Below are 23,217 nucleotides of genomic sequence, written 5' to 3' on the forward strand. Positions count from 1 at the left end.
GATGACCCATGGATCTGGTACTTGATCTGCTCGCGACGGTTTCTCGCTGGAGCCGCAGCAACCTGTCGGAGATTTCACTGGCCTTGGTAGGCTGCCTGCTGGTGCTGTTCGGCACCGATATCAAGGGCTGGGTGGAACAGCGCCTGGGCGGCCTGGCGGGCGCCCTGCGCGTACCGTTCATGGCCTTGCTGGTGATGATCGGCAGCGGTGCGGCACTGATCTACGCCACGCCGTGGGTGGTGAAGGGGCTGAGCCAGTTCAACAACTACGCGCTGGCGCCGGTTTTGCTGGTGGTATTGGTGCTGATCGGGGTAGTGGCGGATCGCCGGGGCTGAGCCACGGCCTGGCACTGAACCCTTGTAGGAGCGCGTAATCCGAGTACAGAGATGGGTTCTAAAAGCTGCCCCGGAAAACCAGGGCAGCCCTACCACTTGACTAGCCCTTACTGGGCATCATCGAAGTGATCGCGCATGAAATCCCGAACGGTCTTGAGCACAGTCAAGATCCGGACCAGCTTCCAAACGCGGCTCAGCGCATCAAGCAAATGCTTCATATGCCTTGGCCTCCGTATTGACGGGCCAATCTTCCAGCATCTAACCGGCACTTCGATGCCTTCGAAAACTGTGTGAGAGTCTTCTGTGAAGTGGCCAGGTCAATGGCCCTTCGAAGAGGTTCACCGGCACGGTTCTCAGGCCGTGTCGAAGGGGCCGGAAAGCAGAATTCTTCTCCTACCCGGCCCATCACTGATTTCATCCACACAGGAGCAGCGCGATGATACTTGGGATGCTTACCCAAGACTGTTAACCGCTCCGACACACGTGATGCCGGATATTTCTGAGCATTGACGTTCCCACGCCACGCTGCCTATGATCAGCCAACTGTGTGAGGGTTTTCTGTGAAACCTCAGAGCGAAGGATACTCAGTCCTGTCGCTCACATAAAAAAACCGCCCTTCTCAAGGCGGTTTTTTTTCGCCTGCATTCCTGCAGGCACCAGTGCACCGAAAGGCCGTATCAGCCGATCAATCCACCTTCTCGAACTTCAAATCCCAAACCCCATGCCCCAGCCGCTCGCCGCGGCGCTCGAACTTGGTGATCGGGCGCTCTTCCGGGCGCGGCACGTAGGTACCGTCGGCCGCACGGTTGCGATAGCCCGGGGCAGCGCTCATCACTTCCAGCATGTACTCGGCATACGGCTCCCAGTCGGTAGCCATGTGGAACACACCACCGGGCTTGAGCTTGCGCCGTACCAGCTCGGCGAACTCCAGCTGGACGATGCGGCGCTTGTGGTGACGCGCCTTGTGCCATGGGTCAGGGAAGAACAGCATCAGGCGGTCGAGGCTGTTGTCCGCCACGCAGCGGTTCAGCACTTCGATGGCATCGCAGTCATATACCCGCAGGTTCTTCAGGCCTTGGGTCAGCACACCGTTGAGCAGCGCGCCAACACCCGGGCGGTGTACTTCCACACCGATGAAGTCCTGCTCAGGCGCGGCAGCAGCCATTTCCAGCAGGGAATGGCCCATGCCGAAGCCGATCTCCAGGGTGCGCGGCGCCGAACGGCCGAACACCTGGTCGTAGTCCACCGGGCTGTCGGCCAGCGGCAGGATGTACAGCGGGCCGCCCTGCTCCAGGCCACGTTGCTGGCCTTCGGTCATGCGCCCGGCGCGCATCACGAAACTCTTGATGCGGCGGTGCGGGCGGGCTTCGCCGTCGGGGGTGATCGGCGTATCGTGCGATTCAGTCATCAGGGGCTCTTACTTGATCAGACCATCCAGCGGCGAAGAGGCGCTGGCATAGAGTTTCTTCGGCATACGGCCGGCCAGGTAGGCCATGCGACCGGCGACGATGGCGTGCTTCATGGCCTCGGCCATCAGCACCGGCTGCTGGGCATGGGCGATGGCCGAGTTCATCAGCACCGCTTCGCAGCCCATTTCCATGGCGATGGTGGCGTCGGACGCGGTACCCACACCGGCATCGACCAGCACCGGTACCTTGGACTCTTCCAGGATGATCTGCAGGTTGTAGGGGTTGCAGATACCCAGGCCGGTACCAATCAGGCCAGCCAACGGCATGACCGCGATGCAGCCGGCTTCGGCCAGCTGGCGGGCGATGATCGGATCATCGCTGGTGTAGACCATCACATCGAAACCGTCCTTGACCAGCACCTCGGCGGCCTTGAGGGTTTCGATCACGTTGGGGAACAGGGTTTTCTGGTCCGCCAGCACTTCCAGCTTGATCAGGTTGTGGCCATCCAGCAGCTCGCGGGCCAGGCGGCAGGTGCGCACGGCTTCGACCGCGTCGTAGCAGCCAGCGGTGTTCGGCAGGATGGTGTAGCGGTCCGGTGGCAGCACGTCGAGCAGGTTCGGCTCGCCCGGGTTCTGGCCGATGTTGGTGCGGCGCACGGCAACGGTGACGATCTCGGCACCCGAAGCCTCGATGGCCAGGCGGGTTTCTTCCATGTCACGGTACTTGCCGGTACCGACCAGCAGGCGCGACTGGAAAGTACGCCCGGCCAGGGTGAAGGGCTTGTCGCTACGAACGTTGCTCATCGTTGTTCCTCGGGAATAGGTTGCTGGGCTTGCAGGTGAATCGCCGGCCGGAATCAGCCGCCACCGATGGCGTGGACCACTTCGACCTGGTCACCGTCGTTCAACAGCGTGCTGTCGTGCTGGCTACGCGGCACGATATCCAGGTTCAGTTCCACCGCGACGCGGCGCCCGGTCAGCTCCAGGCGGGCCAGCAGGGCCGCGACGCTTTCGCCAGCGGGCAATTCGTAAGGTTCACCGTTCAGTTGAATGCGCATGCGCACGGCCACCATTGTTCTTTGGGGGCCCGCATTCTAGCGCTGAACCGCCCTGCAACCCAAGGGCGGTGCACGCCATTAGTCGCGATTGTGGACCACACGGTCAACCGAGCCGCCAGGCTGCAAGGCCCAGGCACAACCAGCCGGTGAGGAAGCACAGGCCACCAATCGGGGTGATGATGCCAAGCTTGCCCAAGCCACTGAGGGTCAGCAGGTACAGGCTACCGGAGAACAGCACTATCCCCAGGGCAAACAGGCCGCCAGCCCAGCCGACCAGGCGCCCCGGCAGGTGCACCGAGAGCACGGCGACGGCAAAGATCGCCAGGGCATGCACCAACTGGTAGGTCACACCGGTCTGGAAGATTGCCAGGTAGTCGGCCGTCAGTCGGCTTTTCAGGCCGTGGGCGGCGAAAGCACCCAGGGCGACACCGGTGAAGCCGAAAAAGGCGGCAAGCATCAGGAAGCTGCGAAGCATGGGACGACTCCTTGGATCGGGTCTGTATAATGGCCCCTTCCACCCGCACGGCCAAGCCATCGTCATGCTGCCAACCCTTCTCCGCCGCCTCTCCCGCGCCCTGCTCTGGTTCGCTGCCGGCAGCATCGTGCTGGTGCTGGTGTTCCGCTGGGTGCCACCACCCGGTACCGCGCTGATGGTCGAGCGCAAGGTGCAGTCCTGGGTGAATGGCGAGCCGATCGACCTGCAGCGCGACTGGGAGCCGTGGGAAAACATCTCCGACGATCTCAAGGTCGCGGTCATCGCTGGCGAGGACCAGAAGTTCGCCAACCACTGGGGCTTCGACATCCCGGCCATCCAGGCGGCGCTGGCCTATAACGAGCGCGGCGGCAGCATTCGCGGTGCAAGCACCCTGACCCAGCAGGTGGCCAAGAACCTGTTCCTGTGGTCCGGGCGCAGCTGGTTCCGCAAAGGGCTGGAGGCCTGGTTCACCGCGTTGATCGAGCTGTTCTGGTCGAAGGAGCGGATTCTCGAGGTCTACCTGAACAGTGCCGAATGGGGCAAAGGTGTGTTTGGCGCCCAGGCTGCAGCGCGCTATCACTTCGGCGTCGATGCCAGCCGGCTTAGCCGCCAGCAGGCGGCGCAGCTGGCGGCGGTGCTGCCGAGCCCGATCAAGTGGAGTGCCAGTCGGCCGAGTGCCTATGTGGCCAGCCGGGCCGGCTGGATTCGCCGGCAGATGAGCCAATTGGGTGGGCCCAGCTACCTGATGCAGCTCGACACTTCACGCAAGCTTTGAGGGCCTCTTCGCGGGCACGCCCGCTCCCACAGGATCAGCATTACCCCTGAGGCCTGTGCAGTACCTGTGGGAGCGGGCGCGCCCGCGAAGAGGCCGGCAAAGCCAACACCAATAAAAAAGCCGCTCGCCCTATCCGGGCCAGCGGCTTTTCTTTGCAGGCAGGGCTCGATCAGACCGCGATCAGCGCCTTGACCTTGTTCATCGCATTTTTCTCCAGCTGGCGAATCCGCTCAGCCGAAACGCTGTACTTGTCCGCCAGCTCATGCAACGTGGCCTTCTCTTCCGCCAACCAGCGCTGGTAGAGAATGTCGCGGCTACGTTCGTCCAGGCCTTGCAGCGCTTCGTGCAGGTTGCTGGTGGAGTTATCGCTCCAGTCGGCATCCTCCAGCTGCACCGCCGGGTCGTAACGGTGGTCTTCCAGGTAATGCGCAGGCGACTGGAAAGCGCTGTCGTCGTCAGCTTCCGCTGCCGGATCGAAGGCCATGTCCTGGCCGCTGAGGCGGCTTTCCATCTCGCGAACTTCACGCGGCTCCACGCCCAGGCTTTCCGCCACGCGGTGCACTTCGTCGTTGTTCAGCCAGGCCAGACGCTTCTTCTGGCTGCGCAGGTTGAAGAACAGCTTGCGCTGGGCCTTGGTGGTAGCCACCTTGACGATGCGCCAGTTGCGCAGGATGAACTCGTGGATCTCTGCCTTGATCCAGTGCACGGCGAACGACACCAGGCGCACGCCCATTTCCGGGTTGAAGCGCTTGACGGCTTTCATCAGGCCGACGTTGCCTTCCTGGATCAGGTCAGCCTGGGCCAGCCCGTAGCCGGCATAGCTACGGGCGATATGTACGACGAAACGCAGGTGGGCCATCACCATTTGACGAGCGGCCTCGACATCCTGCTCATAATAGAGACGCTCGCCCAGATCACGCTCCTGCTCGACAGTCAGCAGCGGGATGCTGTTGACCGTGTGCACGTAGGCTTCCAGGTTTGCACCGGGCACCAGGGCATAGGCAGGTTGCAACGATGTGGTCATTCAAGAACCTCCGACTTACAAAACTCGCGCCTTGTGGGCGCTGCCAACATTGACCTGGAACGACGGTACAAGTTCCATAGTGAAGAATTTGTCAATGCTGGCAGGTAAAAACTATCGCGGCGCCAGCTCGTTCAGGTGGCGGGCCACTGCGATCCATGCACCGATATACCCCAACAGCACCGCTCCGATCAAGAGGGACAGACCATCGGACGCCGGCACACCGCCCAGGGCGAAGTCGCTGCCGTACAGCCCGGAAAGCCCTACCACCGCCTCGTTCAGCCAGTTCAGGCCAAAGGCCAGGATGCCCCATGCGATCACGCCTGCACCCAGGCCATACAGGGCGCCCATGTACAGGAAAGGCCGACGCACGTAGGCGTCTGTGCCGCCGACCAGCTTGATCACTTCGATCTCGGTGCGGCGGTTTTCAATGTGTAGACGAATTGTGTTACCGATTACTAACAGCAGGGCAGAAATCAGCATCACGGCCAGGCCGAAGACGAAGCGGTCACCCAGCTTGAGGATGGCAGCCAAGCGCTCGACCCACACCAGATCGAGCTGCGCCACTTCCACCCGTGGCAGCTCCGACAGGCGCTGACGCAAGGCTTCCAGGGCCGGTTTGTCGACCTCGGTCGGGGTTACCACCACCACGCCAGGCAACGGGTTGTCGGGCAGCTCACGCAGGGCTTCGCCCAGGCCGGACTGCTGCTGGAACTCCTCCAGCGCCTGCTCGCGGCTGACATACTGCGCGTCGGCCACTCCGGGCATGCCCTTGATCTCGTCGCGCAATGCCTCGCCTTCGCGGCTGCCGGCATCAAGCTTGAGGTACAGCGAAATTTGCGCGGCGCGCTGCCATGAGCCGCCAAGCTTCTCGACGTTCTTCAACAGCAACGACAGGCCCATGGGCATGCTCAGCGCCACCGCCATCACCAGGCAGGTGAAAAAGCTGCCGATCGGCTGCTTGCCCAGGCGACGCAGGCTGTCGGCCATGCTGGCACGGTGGCTTTCCAGCCAGGCATGCAGCAGCGTGCGGAAATCCGGGCCATCATCGTCGTCGCGCTTTTTCTTCGCCGGTTGCGGGTCGGCCGGTTTCGGCGCAACCCGCTCGGAAACCTTCGGCGTACGTGTAGTGCTCATTGCCCGGCCTCCCCATCGCCGATCAAGCGGCCGCGCTGCAAGGTCAGCATGCGGTGGCGCATGCGCGCAATCAGTGCCAGGTCGTGGCTGGCGATCAATACTGTGGTACCCAGGCGGTTGATGTCCTCGAACACGCCCATGATCTCCGCGGCCAGGCGTGGGTCGAGGTTACCGGTGGGCTCGTCGGCCAGCAGCAGGGCTGGCTGGTGAACGATGGCGCGGGCAATACCCACCCGTTGCTGTTGCCCGGTGGACAGGTCGGCCGGGAACAGCTCGCCCTTGTCGGCCAGCGACACACGCTCCAGCGCCGAGTCCACGCGCTTGGCGACCTCGGCCTTGGACAGGCCGAGAATCTGCAGCGGCAAGGCGATGTTGTTGAACACCGTGCGGTCGAACAACAGCTGGTGGTTCTGGAACACCACGCCGATCTGCCGGCGCAGGAATGGGATCTGCGAATTGCTGATCTGGCCCAGGTCCTGCCCGGCCAGCATCAGCTTGCCGCTGGTCGGGCGTTCCATGGCCAGCAGCAGGCGCAGCAAGGTGCTCTTGCCCGCGCCCGAGTGGCCGGTGACGAACAGGAATTCGCCCCGGCGCGCCCGGAAACTCAGCTCATGCAAACCCACATGACCATTTGGGTAGCGCTTGGCAACCTGTTCGAATCGGATCATGATCAGTCTCGCTCGGCGAACAGAGCCTTGACGAACGGCTCGGCTTCGAAGGTACGCAGGTCGTCGATGCCTTCACCAACACCGATGAAGCGGATCGGCAGCTTGAACTGCTTGGCCAGGGCGAAGATCACACCGCCCTTGGCAGTGCCGTCCAGCTTGGTCAGGGCCAGGCCGGTCAGCTCGACGCTCTGGTTGAAGTACTTGGCCTGGCTGATGGCGTTCTGGCCGGTGCCGGCATCGAGCACCAGCAGCACCTCATGCGGCGCCTCGGCGTCGAGCTTGCCGATGACCCGGCGGACCTTCTTCAGCTCTTCCATCAGGTTGTCTTTGGTGTGCAGGCGGCCAGCGGTGTCGGCGATCAGCACATCGACGCCACGGGCCTTGGCGGCCTGGACGGCATCGAAGATCACCGAAGCGGAGTCGGCGCCAGTGTGCTGGGCGATCACCGGGATCTGGTTGCGCTCGCCCCACACCTGCAGCTGCTCGACCGCAGCGGCACGGAAGGTGTCACCGGCAGCCAGCATCACTTTCTTGCCTTCGAGCTGCAGCTTCTTGGCCAGTTTACCGATGGTGGTGGTCTTGCCGGCGCCGTTCACACCGACCACCAGGATCACATAGGGCTTGTTCTGCGCCTGTACCACCAGCGGCTGCTCGACCGGGCGCAGCAGCGCAGCCAGCTCTTCCTGCAGCGACTTGTACAGGGCATCGGCGTCGGCCAGCTGCTTGCGGGCAACCTTCTGGGTCAGGTTCTGGACGATGGTCGAAGTAGCTTCCACGCCAACGTCGGCGGTCAGCAAGCGGGTTTCGATTTCGTCGAGCAGGTCGTCATCGATGACTTTCTTGCCCAGGAACAGGCTGGCCATGCCCTCGCCGATGCTGGCGCTGGTCTTCGACAGGCCCTGCTTGAGGCGGGCGAAGAAGCCGAGCTTGGCCTGCTCGGCCTGCGCGGCGACCGGGGCAGCAGCCACAGGGACAGCAGGCGCTGGTGCAGGACGCTCCGGGATGGCGGGCGGCGCTTTCGGCTCCAGGTCCGGCACCAGGGCCACGGGCTCTTCGGCAACCGGCAGCACCAGGTTGCTGACCGGCGCGGCCAGTTCGACGAGCGGGGCCGCCTCGACAGGGTCAGGCTCGACCGGGGCCGCCTGCAAGGGCATGGACGCGACCGGCTGCGGTGCAGGTGCCACCAGCGGCCGGGACGCGACCGGCTCGGGCTCGGGGGCCTGCAACGGCTGGGAAGCAACCGGTTCGGGGACGGGGGCCTCGACTACCGGCGACTGGACAGGTGCGGGGACCTGCTGCGGTTCAGTCAGCTGTGGGGCCGCAGGGGCCTGAACGGGCTCGGGGGCCTGTACCATTTCGGCGGTAGATCCCTCGACCGGAGCGGCTGCAGGCTGCTCGACGGCGGGGGCTTCATTCGCGGGCACGCCCGCTCCCACAGGTTGCTGCGGTTTCTTGCGAAACCAGCTGAACAGGCCTTTCTTCTCACCAGCCTCGGCCGGCGCTTTTTTGTCGTCGTTGGAACCAAACATGGAAGACGGCTATCTCAGGGTAGCGATGGGCCAGCTATGGCGCATCGGGAATTCTCTCTACGCAGAACAGACTATCTTGAAGCCGGCTGGTTCATGCGCAACGTTTTGTCTTAGTGTCCTGCGGGCCAGAACGGCGACAGGCATGGTCGCCAGGCAACCGGATCAGTATCCTAGCACCTCCTGGCCCGCCGACGCTAAACCCAGCGGGCCGTCGAACAGGTTAAACACCGTATGAATGCTCTAGCCCGCCGCGCCGCTGGCCTGTTGCTCGGCACACTCTGCCTGCCGCTCACGGCCTTCGCCGCCGATGTGCAACCCACCCACGAATTCATCCTCGACAACGGCCTGAAAGTAGTCGTGCGCGAGGACCATCGCGCCCCGGTGGTGGTCTCGCAGATCTGGTACAAGGTTGGCTCCAGCTACGAAACCCCGGGCCAGACCGGCCTGTCCCACGCGCTGGAACACATGATGTTCAAGGGCAGCGCCAAGGTCGGCCCCGGCGAGGCCTCGCGCATCCTGCGCGACATTGGCGCCGAAGAAAACGCCTTCACCAGTGATGACTACACCGCCTATTACCAGGTACTGGCCCGCGACCGCCTGCCGGTGGCCCTGGAGCTGGAGGCCGACCGCCTGGCCAGCCTGCGCCTGCCCGCCGACGAGTTCAGCCGCGAAATCGAGGTAATCAAGGAAGAACGCCGCCTGCGCACCGACGACCAGCCCAACGCCAAGGCGTTCGAGCTGTTCCGCGCCATGGCCTACCCGGCCAGCGGCTACCACACCCCGACCATCGGCTGGATGGCCGACCTGGAGCGCATGAAGGTCGAGGAACTGCGCCGCTGGTACGAAGCCTGGTACGCCCCCAATAACGCCACCCTTGTGGTGGTCGGCGATGTCACCGCCGATGAGGTCAAGGGCCTGGCGCAGAAGTACTTCGGCAGCATCCCCAAGCGTGCCGTGCCGCCGGCCAAGTTGCCGCTCGAACTGGCCGAACCAGGCCAGCGCCAGCTGACCCTGCATGTGCGCACCCAGTTGCCGAGCCTGATCTACGGTTTCAACGTACCTGGCCTGCCCACTGCCAAGGACCCGCGTACGGTGCATGCCCTGCGCCTGATCTCGGCGCTGCTCGACGGCGGCTACAGTGCCCGCATGCCGGCACGCCTGGAGCGTGGCCAGGAGCTGGTGGCCGGTGCTTCGTCCAGCTACAACGCCTTTACCCGTGGCGACAGCCTGTTCCTGATCTCGGCCACGCCGAACGTGCAAAAGCAGAAAACCCTCACCGATGTCGAGAAAGGCATCTGGCAGCTGCTGGATGAGCTCAAGACCAACCCACCCAGCGCCGAAGAGCTGGAACGCGTACGCGCCCAGGTCATTGCCGGCCTGGTCTACGACCGCGACTCCATCAGCAGCCAGGCCACCACCATCGGCCAACTGGAAACCGTCGGCCTGTCCTGGAAGCTGATCGACAGCGAGCTGGACGAACTCAAGCGCGTTACCCCGCGGGACATCCAGAACGCCGCGCGCACCTACTTCACCCGCGAACGCCTGAGCGTTGCCCATGTACTGCCCGAGGAGTCCGCCCATGAGTGATCGCCGCGCACCACACCCAACCCTGCTGGCCACGGGCATCCGCGCCCTGACGCTGGCGGCGGTGCTGGCCGCCCCGGCAATGGCCGACAACGCCGCCAAGGCCGACAGCAACGCGGCTCGCCCGGCCAACACCTTGCAGTCGCTGGCCGAGCTGGATGGCAAGGCGCCCAGCCGGCGCCAATTGAACATCCAGCACTGGAGCACCGCCGAAGGCGCCCGGGTACTGTTCGTCGAAGCCCGCGAACTGCCGATGTTCGACCTGCGTGTCACCTTCGCCGCCGGCAGCAGCCAGGATGGCGGCACACCAGGCCTGGCCGCCCTGACCAACGCCATGCTCAACGAGGGCGTGGCCGGCAAGGACGTGACTGCCATCGCCGAAGGCTTCGAGGGCCTGGGCGCCGACTTTGGCAACGGCTCCTACCGCGATATGGCCGTGGCTTCGCTGCGTAGCCTCAGCGCCAAGGACAAGCGCGAACCGGCGCTCAAGCTGTTCGCCGAGGTGGCCGGCAAGCCAACCTTCCCCGAAGACGCCCTCAAGCGCATCAAGAACCAGATGCTGGCCGGCTTCGAATACGAGAAGCAGAACCCTGGCAAGATCGCCAGCAAGGCATTGTTCGCCAATCTCTACGGTGACCACCCCTACGCCCACCCGAGCGACGGCACCGCCGAGAGCATCAAGGCGATCAGCCTGGCGCAGCTGCGCGCTTTCCATGCCAAGGCCTACACCGGCGGCAACGCGGTGATCGCCCTGGTCGGCGACCTCAGCCGCGCCGAAGCCGAAAGCATCGCCGCCCAGGTGTCCGCAGGCCTGCCCAAGGGCCCGGCACTGGCAGCTCCGGCCCAACCCGCTGAAACCTATGCAACCCTGAACCACATCGATTTTCCGACCACGCAGACCCACCTGATGCTGGCAGCACTCGGTATCGACCGCCAGGACCCGGACTGGCCAGCGCTGTCGCTGGGCAACCAGATTCTCGGTGGAGGTGCCTTCGGTACCCGTTTGATGAGCGAAGTGCGGGAGAAGCGCGGCCTGACCTACGGCGTGTATTCGGTGTTCAGCCCGATGCAGGTACGCGGCCCGTTCATGATCAACCTGCAAACCCGTGCAGAGCTCAGCGAAGGCACGCTCAAGCTGGTGCAAGGCATTCTCGCCGACTACCTCAAGACCGGCCCCACCCAGCAGGAGCTGGACGATGCCAAGCGCGAGCTGGCCGGCAGCTTCCCGCTGTCCAATGCCAGCAATGCCAGCATCGTCGGCCAACTGGGCGCAATTGGCTTCTACAACCTGCCGCTGACCTGGCTGGAGGACTTCATGCAGCAGTCCCAGGCGCTCACCGTCGAGCAGGTCAAGGCAGCCATGAACAAACACCTGTCAGCGGATAAACTGGTGATGGTCACCGTTGGCCCGAAAGTGCCACAAAAACCGCTGCCAGCACCCACTGACAAGCCCTCCGAGCAGCCGCTCGGGGTACCGGAGCACTAATGCCAAGATCCACCCCTCCCGCCCGCCCGCAACCGGGCCAAAGCAAGGGTCAGGGCCACCTGCGCATCATCGCCGGCGAATGGCGCAGCCGTCGCCTGGCGGTGCCTGAAGGCGAAGGCCTGCGGCCAACGCCCGACCGCGTGCGCGAAACCCTGTTCAACTGGCTGGCACCCTATATCGAGGGTGCCCGCGTGCTGGACGCCTTCACCGGCAGCGGCGCCTTGGTGCTCGAAGCCCTGTCCCGCGGGGCCGAGGACGCCGTGGCGCTGGACAGCAACCCGGCGGCCATCGCCAACCTGAAGAACAACCTCGAGATCCTGCGCTGCCCGCGTGGGCAAATCCTGCAGACCGACGCCCTGCGCTATCTGCAATGCCCGGCCAAGCAGCAGTTCGATGTAGTGTTCCTCGACCCGCCGTTCCACCAGGACCTGCTCGCCAACACCTGCAACCTGCTGGAACAGAACCAGTGGCTGCACGAACAGGCGTGGATCTACACCGAAAGCGAGGCAGCGCCATCGACCTTGCAGTTGCCGGGCAACTGGCGCCTGCACCGCGAAAAGAAGACCGGCCAGGTGCACTACGCACTTTGGCAACGGGGTTGACCCGGTAACCCAGGGTTGCCGTATTTAGTTACCACAAACCCGCCGCCCCATGGCTGAAGCTGCTCCTTCGTTTCCTGCAGGAGCACTTCAACCATGACCGCCCCCCACACCCCGCCTGCGCCAGCAGGCTCGGTACACGCCTTTACCCTCGCCAACGGCCTGCAGGTCTACCTGCGTGAAGACCACCGTGCGCCACTGGTCAGCGTACAGCTGTGGTACCACGTAGGCTCCAGCTACGAGCCTGAAGGCCACACCGGCCTGTCCCATGCCCTGGAGCATCTGCTGTTCGAAGGCAGCAGCAAACTGGCTCCAGGCCAGTATTCATCACTCATGAGCCGCCTGGGCGGTGACCCGAATGCCTTTACCTACGCCGATGCCACGGTCTTTCCGCTGACATTGCCTGGCAGCCGACTGGAGATTGCCTTGGAGGCGATGGCCGACGTCATGGCCAGCGCTACCCTCGGCGATGCGCCCTTTGCCCGTGAACTGGCGGTGGTCATTGCCGAACGACGCGAGGATATCGACAACAGCCCCTGGGCAATGGCACAGGAACATCATTACTTGCTGGCCTATGACAACAGCGGCTATGGCACACCAGTGCTCGGCCACAAGACTGACCTAGGCCACCTGACCCCAGCGGCAGCACGCACCTGGTACCAGACCTGGTACCACCCCAACAACGCCACGCTCGCCGTGGCCGGCGATATTGCCCTGCCACAGCTGCAAACGCTGGTGACACGGCACTTTACCGCGATCCCCGCCCATCGCCTGCCAACACGGCAAACACCCACAACACCACTTGGACGGGCTCGACGTGCACAGACCATGCGCCTGAAAGGCCTGTACACCGGCGTGATCCTCAGCTTCAACCTCCCGAGCCAAGGTACCGCCAGCTCTGACGCACAAGCCTACGCATTGCGGCTACTGCCCGAGATTCTTGCCGAAGGCCACGCCAGCACGTTACAGCGCCTGTTGGTGCAGGACACTCCGCTACTACAAGGCCTGAGAGCGACCTATGAGCCCTGGCAGCGCGGTGACAGCTTGCTGACCTTCTACGCGTTCTGCAGCCCGCAGGTTACGCCGGAGGCTGCAGCCGAAAGGCTGATGCTGGAAATCGAAGCGTTCCGCCAGGCGGCCCCCTCCAAAGAAGACCTTCAACGCGCAAAGGCACGCCTGCTGGCCAGGCAACTGTTCGAAAGGGACGACATCGCAAAACAGGCCGAAAGCATCGGCAAACAAGCCGCCTGTGGGCTGGACCCCATTGCCCTGGTCGACGAACGGCAAGCCATCGAAGCTGTGACAGCCGAGCAAGTAGGCCTGGTCGCCCTGGAGTTCCTGACCGAAGCCCGTGCGGCCATCACCTTCATGCACCACAAGGAGAGCGCTGATGAATGACCCCATTGCAAGCGCGCAACAGCCTGCTGTAGCTAACAGCATTTACGGTGGCCTGGTCTCAGCCCAGGGGCTGGATCTGGACCAGTTCGATACCCTTCAAACGCAGGTGCAGGCCTGGACAACGGCCGCCGGTACAGGCGTGAAATTCGTCGAAGCCCGCGGGCTGCCTATCGTCGACGTGGTCCTGCGGTTCAACGCCGGGACCACCCAGGACACCACGCAACCCGGCCTGGCAGCCCTGACGCTGTACATGCTCGACGAGGGCAGCCAGCGCTACACCGCAGCCCAGCAAGCTGAGCACATGGAGCGCCTGGGCGCGATCATGGAAAAGCAGGTACGCCTGGAGCACGCAACGCTGAGCCTGCGCAGCGTAAGTACCAAAGCGATTCTGGACCCGGCCCTGGAGCTGTTTACCGACCTGGTGGCACACCCAGCCTTCCCTGCCCCTGCGCTGGACAAAATCAGGCACCAGTTGCAGCAACACAACGCCTCTCGCGAACGTCTGCCCAGGCTGAGGGCGCGAAGCGAAGTATTCCGCCATCTGTTCAAAGGTCATCAGTATGGCAACCCTCTGGGCAGTACGGCACAGGGCATAGCGGCCGCTACCCCTGAGGATTTGCAGGCGTTCCACCAACGTGCCTATTCCGCCAGCAACCTGGAAATGGTGCTGGTCGGGGACCTCTCCCTCCTCGATGCGCAAGCTATCGCGCAACGCATCAGCCAGGCCCTGCCGCAGGCCTGGTCCGCCATCGACCTGCCAGCCGTCCCGACAGCGACGCCAGCAACCATCAGCATCGAACAGCCCGGCGCCAGCAGTGCAGTGCTGCTGGCACTGCCCATGAACGTTCCCGCCAATGACCCGGAATACCCAGCACTGGTGCTGGCCAGTGAAGTATTGGGCTCAGGCCTCGAATCCCGCCTGATGCTGGAACTGCGCCAACGTCGCGGCCTGACCTACGGCATTTACAGCCGCCCATCGCCGTTGAGCGCCGGCGGGCTGTTCACCATCGAGTGGGAGATCGCGCCATGGCACGTGCAAGGCTCGCAGGAACTGGTAGCAGCCTTGTTGCGCGACTTCATCGAGCAAGGGCCAACCCAGACCGAGCTGCAGCTGGCGCGCAAACAGCTGGCCGGGCAATTGCTGCGTGGCGTGGCGCAGAACAACAGCCTGGCAGCATTGCTCACGGAGACCACCCAGCAACATCAGCCCGCAGACCACCTGAACACTTACATCGAGCGCATCGGTAGTCTGAGCCCGGCAGATATCCGCGCAGTGATGCAGCGCCGCCTCGACTTGAACTGCAAGGTGCTGGTCAGTGTCGGGCCACGTGTCGACCAGCAACCACTGCCAGCCACCGACCAATAGCGCAGGTACAGTGCCACTGTTTCATGGCACTCTAGGCAGGCACATCACGAGTCGCCCAGCATGCCCAGCCCCAGCGCCACATTCCGCCCGGCCATCGGCCTGTCCAACCCCCACCTGCAAACCCTGTGGGGGCCACTGTGGCGCAAACTGCCCGAACTGCAGCGCAACCGCGAGCGGCTGTGGCTGGCCGATGGCGATTTCATCGACCTGGACTGGCACGGCCCACACCAGCCGCATGCGCCGTTGGTGCTGGTGCTGCACGGGTTGACCGGCTCGTCCCACTCGCCCTACGTCAAAGGCTTGCAGCAAGCGCTGCAAGGCCGCGGCTGGGCCAGCGTGGCGGTGAACTGGCGCGGTTGCTCGGGCGAGCCCAACCTGCTGCCACGCAGCTACCATTCCGGCGCCAGCGAAGACCTGGCCGAAATCGTCAGCCACCTGCGCGCCCAGCGCCCGTTGGCGCCGTTGTATGCAGTAGGTTATTCGCTGGGGGGCAATGTGCTGCTGAAATACCTGGGCGAAAGCGGTGTCGCCAGCCAGCTGCAGGCGGCGGTGGCGGTGTCGGTGCCGTTTCGCCTGGACCACTGCGCCGACCGTATCGGCCAGGGTTTTTCAAAGGTGTACCAGGCACACTTCATGCGCGAGATGCTGGCGTATGTGCAGCTCAAGCAGCGGCACTTCCACGACAAGGGCCAGCATGAACGGCTGGCGACGCTGCAACGGCTGGGGCCGCTGGGCAACCTGCGCACGTTCTGGGACTTCGACGGCAAGGTTACCGCACCGCTGAATGGCTTTCGCGATGCGCACGACTACTACCGCCGCTCATCGAGTCATTTCTTCCTCGGCCAGAACCGCACGCCGACGCTGATCATCCACTCCAGCGATGACCCTTTCGTCGCCGGCCACAGCCTGCCAACTGCCCGCGAACTGGCGCCGCAGACCCGCTTCGAACTGCACAGCCGCGGCGGCCATGTGGGCTTTGTCGATGGCAGCCTGCGTAACCCGGGGTACTACCTGGAGCGGCGGATTCCGCAGTGGCTGGTGGAAGGCACATAAACGATTGTTTTGCAGAACCTCTGTGGGAGCGGGCGCGCCCGCGAACACCGGCGCAGCCGGTGCCAGCCACCGCGTTGCATGCTTCGCGGGCTCGCCCGCTTCCACAGGGCCTGGGCGATCTTCTGCAGGATTTGACCGGCTTATTCGCCAGTGGCTACGCCATGCTGAGGATCGTTGATCCACTCGCTCCACGACCCGGCATACAGCTTGCCCAGCGGATACCCGGCCAACGCTAGGGCAAACAGGTTATGACACGCCGTCACCCCTGACCCGCAATACGCCACCAACTGCTCCGGCGCACGCCCGGCCAGTTTCTCGGCAAAGCGCTGCTTGAGCTGATCCGCCGGCAAAAAGCGCCCGTCAGCCCCCAGGTTGTCGGTAAACGCCGCGCACTGGGCCCCAGGAATATGCCCCGCCACCGGGTCGATCGGTTCCACTTCGCCGCGGAAGCGCGGCAAGGCACGCGCATCGATCAAGGTCAGGTCTGCGTCACCCAGGCGCTTGGCGAGGTGCTCGGCATCGATCAGCAGCTTGCCGTCCGGCTCACCGTTGAAGGTGCCCTCACGCTTGAGCGGCGGGTCCAGGCTCAGCGGCAGGTGCGCCGCATGCCAGGCCTTCAGGCCTCCGTCGAGGATCGCCACGCCGCTGCGCTTGCCCAGCCAGACCAGCAGCCACCAGGCTCGCGCGGCATAAGCGCCGGGGCCGTCGTCGTACAGCACCACCTCGCTGTCGTCGTCCAGCCCCCACTCGCGCAGGCGTTCGAGCAGCCGACGCGGATCCGGCAACGGGTGGCGCCCGGTGCGGCCCTTGCTCACCGGCCCGCTGAGGTCACGCTCGAGGTCGGCAAAATGCGCCCCGGCAATATGCCCCAGGGCATAGCTGCGTTGACCATAGTCCACATCCTCGAGGGCAAAGCGGCAGTCGAGGATCACCAACTTGGGCGAGTCCAGACGCTCGGCCAACTGCTGCGGGGTGATCAATTGCGCTAGGGGCATGACAATCTCCTGATCGATGGCACTATCGATAGCACTGAGGCCCCGGGCTAGTGCTCCAGGGCCTGGTTGAACGGTACATGGAATTCCTGGCACAGGGCGTCAACGGCGCTGCGCGCGTTGTCGGTGACGAAACCGAGCTCCAGCACCAGTACCTGGTAGACGCCGCGCTTGAAGGCTTCTTCACCCAGGTGCGCGGAATGTTCACGCGTGGTGCTGAGAAAACGTACCCAGGACGTCAGCACGATCCAGGCGTTGATGGTCAGCGATTCGATCTGCGCTGGCGCCATGGCCAGGATGCCCGCCTCGACAAAGCCGTGGTAGATCGCCTGGCCCTGGCGCAGGCAGCGCTCGGAAAAGCGCCGGTAGCGGGCAGCCAGCTCCGGGTCGCTGTCCAGCAGGTGCTCCAGGTCGCGGTGCAGGAAGCGGTAGTTCCACATCGCCGCCAGCAACGCCTTGAGGTAGAAACGCTTGTCCTCCACAGTCGGCGCACGGCCTTGTGGCGGGCGCAGGAAGCTGTCCACCAGTTCTTCATACTGGCTGAACAACAGGGCAATGATCGCCTGCTTGTTGGGGAAGTGGTAATACAGGTTGCCGGGCGAAATTTCCATGTGCGCGGCAATGTGGTTGGTACTGACGCTGCGTTCGCCCTGCTGGTTGAACAGCTCCAGGCTGTTCTGCACGATGCGCTCTCGGGTCTTCATGCGCGGGGCCATGCTCAGCTCCCAGTCTGCGGGCCTTCATCAAAGGGTCATCTTACGGCGTATTGGCGGTGGAATGCACCGCTCGACAGCGCGGAAAAATTCGCACCATCGTACAAATTAGAGTATAGGCTCTAGGGATTCCCTGCCCGGACTCGAAGCCGCCATGAACTCGCCCAGTGCCTTGCCCCCTGTGCAATTCGACCTCGACCTTGCGGCGACGTTCGCCGCCCAGCGCCAGGCCTTTGCCGGCAACCCATTGCCGCCGGCCGCGCAGCGGCGCCAATGGCTGAAAAGCCTGCGTGCAGCCTTGCTGGCCAGCCAGGCCGAACTGATCGAGGCCATCGGCGAGGACTTTGAAGGGCGCAGCGCCGACGAGACCCTGCTGGCCGAACTGCTGCCCTCGGTGCAAGGCCTGCGCCACGCCGAAAAGCATCTGCAACGCTGGATGCGCGCCAGTCGGCGCCGGGTCGGCCTGGCCTTCCAGCCAGCCAGCGCGCAGGTGCGCTACCAACCCCTGGGCGTGGTCGGCATCATCGTGCCGTGGAACTACCCGCTGTTCCTTGCCATCGGCCCGCTGACCTGTGCCCTGGCCGCCGGCAACCGGGTCATGCTCAAGCTCAGCGAAGCCACGCCTGCCACTGGCCTGGCGCTTAAGCAGTTGCTGGAGCGGGTGTTCCCCTGTGACCTGGTCAGCGTGGTGCTCGGCGAGGTTGAGGTAGGCCAGGCCTTTGCCCGCCTGCCGTTCGACCACCTGCTGTTCACCGGCGCCACCAGCGTGGGTCGCCAGGTAATGCTGGCTGCAGCGCACAACCTGACCCCGGTCACCCTGGAACTGGGTGGCAAGTCACCGGCCATAGTCTCGGCCGACGTACCGCTGGACAGTGCCGCCGAGCGCATCGCCTTCGGCAAGACCCTCAACGCTGGCCAGACCTGCGTTGCCCCCGATTACGTGCTGGTGCCGCGCGAGCGGCTGGAGGCCTTCAGCGGCGCCTACCAGCGTGCCGTCCGCCGGCTGTACCCGCGCATCGCCGACAACCCCGACTACACCGCCATCATCAACCCGCGCCAACTGCAGCGTTTGCAGCACCTGCTGGACGATGCCCACGCCAAAGGGGCGCAGGTGCTCGACCTGTACCCCGGCGAAACCCGCCAGGGCCGGCGCCTGCCGCCGCACCTGCTGCTGGACGTGAACGACGGCATGCAGGTGATGCAGGATGAAATCTTCGGCCCGCTGCTGCCGCTGCTGCCCTACGACAGCCTTGAGCAGGCACTGGCCTACATCAACCAGCGCCCCCGTCCGCTGGCGCTGTACTACTTCGGCCATGACCGCGCCGGCCAGGAGCAGGTGTTGCGCCACACCCACTCCGGTGGAGTGTGCCTGAACGACACCCTGCTGCACGTCGCCCAGGACGACTTGCCATTCGGCGGCATCGGCCCTTCAGGCATGGGCCATTACCATGGCCATGACGGCTTCCTGACCTTCAGCAAGGCCAAGGCGGTACTGGCCAAGCAGCGCTTCAACGCTACCAGGCTGGTCTACCCGCCTTATGGCAAAGCCTTGCAGCGCCTGGTCTTCAAGCTGTTCATCCGCTGAGGGCCAGCCCATGCACCGCCGCGAACTGCTGCGCTTCAGCCTTGGTGCCAGCGTCTTTCTGGCCGGTACCAGCCTGGTCGGCTGCAGCGCACAAACAGCCGCGACCGGCTACCAGGTATTGCGCAACGACGACCTGCCGCTGCTGCGCGCGATGATCCCGGTGGTACTGGCCGGTACGCAGGCCGCCGAGACCCTGGTGCTGCACAGCCTCGACCACAAGCTGGCGGCGCTGTCGCCGGAAATGCTCAAGCTCACCCGGCAGTTGTTCGACGTACTCAGCCTGCCGCTCACCCGTGGCCCGCTGACCGGTGTCTGGGGCACCTGGGAACAGGCCAGCGCCGCGCAGGTCACGGCCTTCCTGCAACGTTGGCAGGACAGCTCGCTGAACCTGCTGCGCATGGGCCACGCCTCGCTGCTGCAGTTGCTGCAGATGGCCTGGTACGAACGCCCCGAATCCTGGGCCGCCTGCGGCTACCCAGGGCCACCGAAAATCTGAAAACAACAAGAGCAGCGCCAATGCCTGTCCCCGACCCGTTTCGCCAAGGCCTGGAAAGCGGCTGGATCACCCATGACGCCTCGCGTCTGGAGCACGACCTCACGCTGGAGGCCGACGTTGCCGTGATCGGCAGCGGTGCTGGTGGCGCTACCAGCGCGCAGATGCTCAGTACTGCCGGCTTCAAGGTACTGCTGATCGAAGAAGGCCCGCTGAAGACCAGCAGCGATTTCCACCTGCTGGAAAACGAAGCCTATGCCAACCTGTACCAGGAAGGCCTGGGCCGCATGAGCAAGGACGGCGCCATCACCATCCTCCAGGGCCGCGCCGTGGGTGGCACCACGCTGGTCAACTGGACCTCGAGCTTTCGCACCCCGCCACAGACCTTGGCGCACTGGGCCACGGCCCACAACGTGACGGGCCTGGGCGAGGCACAAATGCGCCCCTGGTTCGAACGCATCGAGCAGGAGCTGGGCATCACCCCCTGGGCCCTGCCACCGAATGCCAACAACGACGTACTGCGCCGTGGCTGCGAACAGCTGGGCTACCGCTGGGCGGTGATCCCGCGCAACGTGCGCGGCTGCTTGAACCTGGGCTACTGCGGCATGGGTTGCCCGGTGAATGCCAAGCAATCGATGCTGGTGACGCGTATTCCCGCCACCCTCGAACAGGGCGGCGAGCTGCTGTACCTGGCTCGGGCCGAGCGCTTCGAACACAACGGCGAGCGCATCCAGGGCCTGACCTGCCAGGCGCTGGATCCCCAGGGCATACACCCCACAGGCCGGCTGGTTCGCGTTCGTGCACGCCACTACCTCCTCGCCGGTGGCGGCATCAACAGCCCGGCCCTGCTGCTGCGCTCGACCGCGCCCGACCCGCATGGACGCCTGGGCAAACGTACCTTCCTGCATCTGGTCAACTTCAGCGCAGCGCGCTTCAAGGAGCGTATCGACCCCTACTACGGCGCCCCGCAGTCCATCTACAGCGACCATTTCCAATGGCAAGGCGGTAGCGACGGCCCGATCGGCTACAAGCTGGAAGTGCCGCCCTTGCACCCGGCCTTGGCCAGCACCCTGCTGGGCGGGCACGGCCACGAGAATGCCCTGCGCATGGCCGAACTGCCACATACCCACGTGATGCTGGCGCTGCTGCGTGACGGGTTCCACCCGCAAAGCCAAGGCGGGGCCGTGGAACTGCGCGGCGATGGCTCACCAGTGCTCGATTACCCGGTCACCGACTACCTGCGCGACGGCCTGCGCCGCGCCTACCGCAGCATGGCGCAGATCCAGTTCGCCGCCGGCGCCACCCAGGTTACCCCCGTGCACAGCGATGCCAGCGCCGCGTCCAGCCTGGAACAGGCCTTGGCCATGATCGACAAGTTGCGCCTGGAGCCGTTCCGCACGCGCCTGGGCAGCGCCCACGTGATGGGTGGCTGCGCCCTTGGCGACGACCCGCGCCAGGCGGTGTGCGACAGCCTGGGCCGCCATCACCAGCTGGAAAACCTGTCGGTTCACGACGGATCGCTGTTCCCCACCAGCATCGGCGCCAACCCGCAACTGTCGGTGTATGCCATCAGCGCCAGGCTCACCGAAGCGCTGGTCACCCGCCTGGCACACAGTGCATGACAAGGAACAAGGCCCCTGTCTATAGTGCCATCAGCCGGCCGCATGACTTGGCCGGGGCGCCGTCGCTGCGCTACCATCCGACTCCCCAACGCACTCCAGCCAGGATGACGCGATGAACCGAGTGTTGTACCCGGGTACTTTCGACCCCATTACCAAAGGCCATGGCGACCTGGTCGAGCGTGCCTCGCGGCTGTTCGACCACGTGATCATCGCGGTGGCGGCCAGCCCCAAGAAAAACCCGCTGTTCCCGCTGGAACAACGGGTGGAGCTCGCCCGTGAGGTCACCAAGCACCTGCCCAATGTCGAAGTCATCGGCTTCTCCTCGCTGCTGGCGCATTTCGCCAAGGAACAGGGCGCCAACGTCTTCCTGCGCGGCCTGCGTGCGGTGTCCGACTTCGAGTACGAGTTCCAGTTGGCGAACATGAACCGGCAACTGGCCCCCGACGTCGAGAGCCTGTTCCTCACGCCTTCGGAGCGCTACTCGTTCATTTCCTCGACCCTGGTCCGGGAAATTGCCGCGCTGGGGGGAGATATCAGCAAGTTCGTCCACCCGGTGGTGGCCGATGCGCTGACCGAACGCTTCAAGAAGTAATCTTTAGCGGCTGATCATCGCGCCCGCGTGCACTGCGGGCGCGAATGCGGCACAATTGTGCCCACTGCGTTGAACATGCCCGGGCGCTGAGCCCCGGCCGGAGTCCCCATGTCCCTGATCATCACCGACGATTGCATCAACTGCGACGTCTGCGAACCCGAGTGCCCGAACGAGGCCATCTCCCAAGGCGAAGAGATCTACGTGATCGACCCTAACCTGTGCACCCAGTGCGTAGGCCATTACGACGAGCCGCAATGCCAGCAGGTCTGCCCGGTCGACTGCATCCCGCTGGATGAAGCGCACCCGGAAACCGAAGAAGAGCTGATGGCCAAGTACCGCCGGATTACTGGCAAGGCCTGATCGCTCGGCCCTACGCTGTACCTGTAGGAGCGGCCTTGTGTCGCGATGGGGTGCGAAGCGCCCCCAAATTTCAGCTCCGCAGCAGAAATTGCCGGGGCCGCTTCGCGGCCCATCGCGACACAAGGCCGCTCCTACAAGGTACCGCGTAACTTGCCTCAGCGCTGGCAGCGCGGGCAATACACACTCGCCCTCTGCCCCAGCTTCACCTCGCGCAACTCCGTGCCACACACCTTGCACGGCTGCCCGCCCCGCCCGTACACGAACAATTCCTGCTGGAAGTACCCCGGCTGCCCGTCGCCACCGATGAAGTCGCGTAGCGTGGTGCCGCCCTGCTCGATCGCCGCCGCCAGCACGCGCTTGATCTCGATCGCCAGCTTCAGATAGCGCGCCCGGGAAATCCCGCCCGCTTCCCGACGGGGGTCGATACCGGCGGCAAACAGCGCCTCGGTGGCGTAGATGTTGCCCACCCCCACCACCACCGCGTTGTCCATGATGAACGGCTTGACCGCCATCGACCGCCCACGGGACAGCTGGAACAGCCGCTCACCGTCGAACAGGTCGGTCAGCGGCTCCGGCCCCAGGCGCAGCAGTAGTTCGTGGTTGAGCGGGTCCAGGCTCCACAGCATCGCGCCAAAGCGGCGCGGGTCGGTGTAACGCAGCATCAACCCCGACTCCAGCTCGATATCCACGTGCTCATGCCTGGCCGCCGGCAAGCCCAGCTCGACCAGGCGCAGGTTGCCCGACATGCCCAGGTGACTGATCAGGGTACCGACCTCGGCATTGATCAACAGGTACTTGGCACGCCGTTCGACACTGACGATGCGCTGCCCTGACAGGCGCACATCCAGGTCTTCCGGGATCGGCCAGCGCAGGCGCCGGTCACGCACCACTACCCGGCTGACGCGCTGGCCCACCAGGTGCGGCTCGATTCCGCGCCGGGTGGTTTCTACTTCTGGCAATTCCGGCAT

At 64.5% G+C, this 23,217-nt stretch carries 24 protein-coding genes; 13 read left to right on the forward strand and 11 right to left on the reverse strand.

The genetic code is table 11. The annotated features are described in order from the left end of the window. Positions 1-8 precede the first annotated feature (8 nt). Positions 9-335 carry a DUF3392 domain-containing protein gene (locus A4C63_RS07070; protein WP_003257821.1) on the forward strand — a complete coding sequence of 109 codons (327 nt, stop codon included), beginning with the start codon at positions 9-11 and terminating at the stop codon, positions 333-335. A 685-nt stretch (positions 336-1,020) separates the two neighbouring features. Here the strand turns inward: A4C63_RS07070 and trmB are convergent. The 4 genes from trmB to A4C63_RS07090 all read right to left on the reverse strand — a co-directional run bounded on the left by trmB (position 1,021) and on the right by A4C63_RS07090 (position 3,276). Next, complete coding sequence (gene trmB / locus A4C63_RS07075) at positions 1,021-1,743, reverse strand: tRNA (guanosine(46)-N7)-methyltransferase TrmB (RefSeq protein ID WP_013974624.1); 723 nt, start codon at positions 1,741-1,743, stop codon at positions 1,021-1,023. A gap of 9 nt (positions 1,744-1,752) precedes the next feature. Continuing rightward, positions 1,753-2,547 carry a thiazole synthase gene (locus tag A4C63_RS07080; protein WP_063912075.1) on the reverse strand — a complete coding sequence of 265 codons (795 nt, stop codon included), beginning with the start codon at positions 2,545-2,547 and terminating at the stop codon, positions 1,753-1,755. Between the two features lie 53 nt (positions 2,548-2,600). Next, positions 2,601-2,801 (reverse strand): sulfur carrier protein ThiS, encoded by a 201-nt coding sequence (gene thiS / locus A4C63_RS07085; RefSeq protein WP_003257817.1) that lies wholly within the window; start codon positions 2,799-2,801, stop codon positions 2,601-2,603. A gap of 103 nt (positions 2,802-2,904) precedes the next feature. Beyond that, the gene (locus tag A4C63_RS07090) at positions 2,905-3,276 is read right to left on the reverse strand and encodes a DUF423 domain-containing protein (RefSeq protein ID WP_063912076.1); all 372 of its coding nucleotides are present in this window, start codon (positions 3,274-3,276) and stop codon (positions 2,905-2,907) included. A 64-nt stretch (positions 3,277-3,340) separates the two neighbouring features. On the opposite strand from A4C63_RS07090, the gene mtgA reads away from it, so the two are divergent. Beyond that, entirely contained in the window at positions 3,341-4,051 is a 711-nt protein-coding gene (gene mtgA / locus A4C63_RS07095; RefSeq protein WP_015272154.1) for a monofunctional biosynthetic peptidoglycan transglycosylase, read from the forward strand. Between the two features lie 169 nt (positions 4,052-4,220). On the opposite strand, the gene rpoH is transcribed toward mtgA, so the two are convergent. The 4 genes from rpoH to ftsY all read right to left on the reverse strand — a co-directional run bounded on the left by rpoH (position 4,221) and on the right by ftsY (position 8,406). After that, positions 4,221-5,075, reverse strand: coding sequence for an RNA polymerase sigma factor RpoH (gene rpoH, locus A4C63_RS07100; RefSeq protein ID WP_015272155.1), 855 nt, complete (start codon positions 5,073-5,075; stop codon positions 4,221-4,223). Between the two features lie 111 nt (positions 5,076-5,186). Then, entirely contained in the window at positions 5,187-6,209 is a 1,023-nt protein-coding gene (gene ftsX, locus A4C63_RS07105) for a permease-like cell division protein FtsX (RefSeq protein WP_063912077.1), read from the reverse strand. Next, positions 6,206-6,877: a cell division ATP-binding protein FtsE gene (ftsE, locus tag A4C63_RS07110; RefSeq protein ID WP_013974630.1), complete on the reverse strand. Its 672-nt coding sequence runs from the start codon at positions 6,875-6,877 to the stop codon at positions 6,206-6,208. Before ftsE ends, ftsX begins: the two co-directional genes overlap by 4 nt. Positions 6,878-6,879: 2 nt before the next feature. After that, positions 6,880-8,406 (reverse strand): signal recognition particle-docking protein FtsY, encoded by a 1,527-nt coding sequence (gene ftsY, locus A4C63_RS07115; RefSeq protein WP_063912078.1) that lies wholly within the window; start codon positions 8,404-8,406, stop codon positions 6,880-6,882. A gap of 231 nt (positions 8,407-8,637) precedes the next feature. Here ftsY and A4C63_RS07120 point away from each other — a divergent pair, with 231 nt between their 5' ends. From A4C63_RS07120 to A4C63_RS07145, 6 genes are all read left to right on the forward strand, one after another. Further along, complete coding sequence (locus A4C63_RS07120; protein ID WP_063912079.1) at positions 8,638-9,993, forward strand: pitrilysin family protein; 1,356 nt, start codon at positions 8,638-8,640, stop codon at positions 9,991-9,993. Next, on the forward strand, positions 9,986-11,476 hold the full coding sequence (locus A4C63_RS07125; protein WP_063912080.1) for a pitrilysin family protein: 1,491 nt from the start codon (positions 9,986-9,988) through the stop codon (positions 11,474-11,476). Before A4C63_RS07120 ends, A4C63_RS07125 begins: the two co-directional genes overlap by 8 nt. After that, positions 11,476-12,078 carry a 16S rRNA (guanine(966)-N(2))-methyltransferase RsmD gene (gene rsmD / locus A4C63_RS07130; protein WP_063912081.1) on the forward strand — a complete coding sequence of 201 codons (603 nt, stop codon included), beginning with the start codon at positions 11,476-11,478 and terminating at the stop codon, positions 12,076-12,078. Before A4C63_RS07125 ends, rsmD begins: the two co-directional genes overlap by 1 nt. Before the next feature lie 93 nt (positions 12,079-12,171). Beyond that, positions 12,172-13,473 (forward strand): pitrilysin family protein, encoded by a 1,302-nt coding sequence (locus A4C63_RS07135; protein ID WP_063912082.1) that lies wholly within the window; start codon positions 12,172-12,174, stop codon positions 13,471-13,473. Next, a complete protein-coding gene (locus A4C63_RS07140) occupies positions 13,466-14,839 on the forward strand; it encodes a pitrilysin family protein (protein ID WP_063912083.1) in 1,374 nt (457 codons plus the stop codon). The genes A4C63_RS07135 and A4C63_RS07140 overlap by 8 nt, the downstream gene beginning before the upstream one ends. Before the next feature lie 60 nt (positions 14,840-14,899). Continuing rightward, positions 14,900-15,892, forward strand: coding sequence for a hydrolase (locus A4C63_RS07145; protein ID WP_063912084.1), 993 nt, complete (start codon positions 14,900-14,902; stop codon positions 15,890-15,892). Positions 15,893-16,032: 140 nt separating this feature from the next. Here A4C63_RS07145 and A4C63_RS07150 read toward each other — a convergent pair whose 3' ends face one another. Continuing rightward, the gene (locus A4C63_RS07150) at positions 16,033-16,887 is read right to left on the reverse strand and encodes a sulfurtransferase (RefSeq protein ID WP_063912085.1); all 855 of its coding nucleotides are present in this window, start codon (positions 16,885-16,887) and stop codon (positions 16,033-16,035) included. A 47-nt stretch (positions 16,888-16,934) separates the two neighbouring features. Next, on the reverse strand, positions 16,935-17,600 hold the full coding sequence (locus A4C63_RS07155) for a TetR/AcrR family transcriptional regulator (RefSeq protein WP_063912086.1): 666 nt from the start codon (positions 17,598-17,600) through the stop codon (positions 16,935-16,937). Between the two features lie 151 nt (positions 17,601-17,751). On the opposite strand from A4C63_RS07155, the gene A4C63_RS07160 reads away from it, so the two are divergent. The 5 genes from A4C63_RS07160 to A4C63_RS07180 all read left to right on the forward strand — a co-directional run bounded on the left by A4C63_RS07160 (position 17,752) and on the right by A4C63_RS07180 (position 22,249). Then, the gene (locus A4C63_RS07160; RefSeq protein WP_063912087.1) at positions 17,752-19,182 is read left to right on the forward strand and encodes a coniferyl aldehyde dehydrogenase; all 1,431 of its coding nucleotides are present in this window, start codon (positions 17,752-17,754) and stop codon (positions 19,180-19,182) included. 10 nt (positions 19,183-19,192) lie between these two features. Continuing rightward, on the forward strand, positions 19,193-19,678 hold the full coding sequence (locus tag A4C63_RS07165) for a hypothetical protein (protein ID WP_063912088.1): 486 nt from the start codon (positions 19,193-19,195) through the stop codon (positions 19,676-19,678). A 20-nt stretch (positions 19,679-19,698) separates the two neighbouring features. After that, positions 19,699-21,297, forward strand: a complete 1,599-nt coding sequence (locus A4C63_RS07170; RefSeq protein WP_063912089.1) for a GMC family oxidoreductase — start codon at positions 19,699-19,701, stop codon at positions 21,295-21,297. 112 nt (positions 21,298-21,409) lie between these two features. Further along, entirely contained in the window at positions 21,410-21,889 is a 480-nt protein-coding gene (coaD, locus tag A4C63_RS07175) for a pantetheine-phosphate adenylyltransferase (RefSeq protein WP_003249065.1), read from the forward strand. A 108-nt stretch (positions 21,890-21,997) separates the two neighbouring features. Further along, complete coding sequence (locus A4C63_RS07180; RefSeq protein ID WP_013974644.1) at positions 21,998-22,249, forward strand: YfhL family 4Fe-4S dicluster ferredoxin; 252 nt, start codon at positions 21,998-22,000, stop codon at positions 22,247-22,249. A gap of 155 nt (positions 22,250-22,404) precedes the next feature. Here the strand turns inward: A4C63_RS07180 and mutM are convergent, their stop codons facing one another. Beyond that, the gene (gene mutM / locus A4C63_RS07185) at positions 22,405-23,217 is read right to left on the reverse strand and encodes a bifunctional DNA-formamidopyrimidine glycosylase/DNA-(apurinic or apyrimidinic site) lyase (RefSeq protein ID WP_063912090.1); all 813 of its coding nucleotides are present in this window, start codon (positions 23,215-23,217) and stop codon (positions 22,405-22,407) included.

It is taken from the genome of Pseudomonas sp. p21 (assembly GCF_001642705.1).
Taxonomy (GTDB): Bacteria; Pseudomonadota; Gammaproteobacteria; order Pseudomonadales; family Pseudomonadaceae; genus Aquipseudomonas.

Bases quoted from the DNA above. Each gene is read 5' to 3' on its own strand.
- A4C63_RS07070 (WP_003257821.1), top strand. From the start codon at position 9: ATGGATCTGGTACTTGATCTGCTCGCGACGGTTTCTCGCTGGAGCCGC.
- trmB (WP_013974624.1), bottom strand. From the start codon at position 1,743: ATGACTGAATCGCACGATACGCCGATCACCCCCGACGGCGAAGCCCGC.
- A4C63_RS07080 (WP_063912075.1), bottom strand. From the start codon at position 2,547: ATGAGCAACGTTCGTAGCGACAAGCCCTTCACCCTGGCCGGGCGTACT.
- thiS (WP_003257817.1), bottom strand. From the start codon at position 2,801: ATGCGCATTCAACTGAACGGTGAACCTTACGAATTGCCCGCTGGCGAA.
- A4C63_RS07090 (WP_063912076.1), bottom strand. From the start codon at position 3,276: ATGCTTCGCAGCTTCCTGATGCTTGCCGCCTTTTTCGGCTTCACCGGT.
- mtgA (WP_015272154.1), top strand. From the start codon at position 3,341: ATGCTGCCAACCCTTCTCCGCCGCCTCTCCCGCGCCCTGCTCTGGTTC.
- rpoH (WP_015272155.1), bottom strand. From the start codon at position 5,075: ATGACCACATCGTTGCAACCTGCCTATGCCCTGGTGCCCGGTGCAAAC.
- ftsX (WP_063912077.1), bottom strand. From the start codon at position 6,209: ATGAGCACTACACGTACGCCGAAGGTTTCCGAGCGGGTTGCGCCGAAA.
- ftsE (WP_013974630.1), bottom strand. From the start codon at position 6,877: ATGATCCGATTCGAACAGGTTGCCAAGCGCTACCCAAATGGTCATGTG.
- ftsY (WP_063912078.1), bottom strand. From the start codon at position 8,406: ATGTTTGGTTCCAACGACGACAAAAAAGCGCCGGCCGAGGCTGGTGAG.
- A4C63_RS07120 (WP_063912079.1), top strand. From the start codon at position 8,638: ATGAATGCTCTAGCCCGCCGCGCCGCTGGCCTGTTGCTCGGCACACTC.
- A4C63_RS07125 (WP_063912080.1), top strand. From the start codon at position 9,986: ATGAGTGATCGCCGCGCACCACACCCAACCCTGCTGGCCACGGGCATC.
- rsmD (WP_063912081.1), top strand. From the start codon at position 11,476: ATGCCAAGATCCACCCCTCCCGCCCGCCCGCAACCGGGCCAAAGCAAG.
- A4C63_RS07135 (WP_063912082.1), top strand. From the start codon at position 12,172: ATGACCGCCCCCCACACCCCGCCTGCGCCAGCAGGCTCGGTACACGCC.
- A4C63_RS07140 (WP_063912083.1), top strand. From the start codon at position 13,466: ATGAATGACCCCATTGCAAGCGCGCAACAGCCTGCTGTAGCTAACAGC.
- A4C63_RS07145 (WP_063912084.1), top strand. From the start codon at position 14,900: ATGCCCAGCCCCAGCGCCACATTCCGCCCGGCCATCGGCCTGTCCAAC.
- A4C63_RS07150 (WP_063912085.1), bottom strand. From the start codon at position 16,887: ATGCCCCTAGCGCAATTGATCACCCCGCAGCAGTTGGCCGAGCGTCTG.
- A4C63_RS07155 (WP_063912086.1), bottom strand. From the start codon at position 17,600: ATGGCCCCGCGCATGAAGACCCGAGAGCGCATCGTGCAGAACAGCCTG.
- A4C63_RS07160 (WP_063912087.1), top strand. From the start codon at position 17,752: ATGAACTCGCCCAGTGCCTTGCCCCCTGTGCAATTCGACCTCGACCTT.
- A4C63_RS07165 (WP_063912088.1), top strand. From the start codon at position 19,193: ATGCACCGCCGCGAACTGCTGCGCTTCAGCCTTGGTGCCAGCGTCTTT.
- A4C63_RS07170 (WP_063912089.1), top strand. From the start codon at position 19,699: ATGCCTGTCCCCGACCCGTTTCGCCAAGGCCTGGAAAGCGGCTGGATC.
- coaD (WP_003249065.1), top strand. From the start codon at position 21,410: ATGAACCGAGTGTTGTACCCGGGTACTTTCGACCCCATTACCAAAGGC.
- A4C63_RS07180 (WP_013974644.1), top strand. From the start codon at position 21,998: ATGTCCCTGATCATCACCGACGATTGCATCAACTGCGACGTCTGCGAA.
- mutM (WP_063912090.1), bottom strand. From the start codon at position 23,217: ATGCCGGAATTGCCAGAAGTAGAAACCACCCGGCGCGGAATCGAGCCG.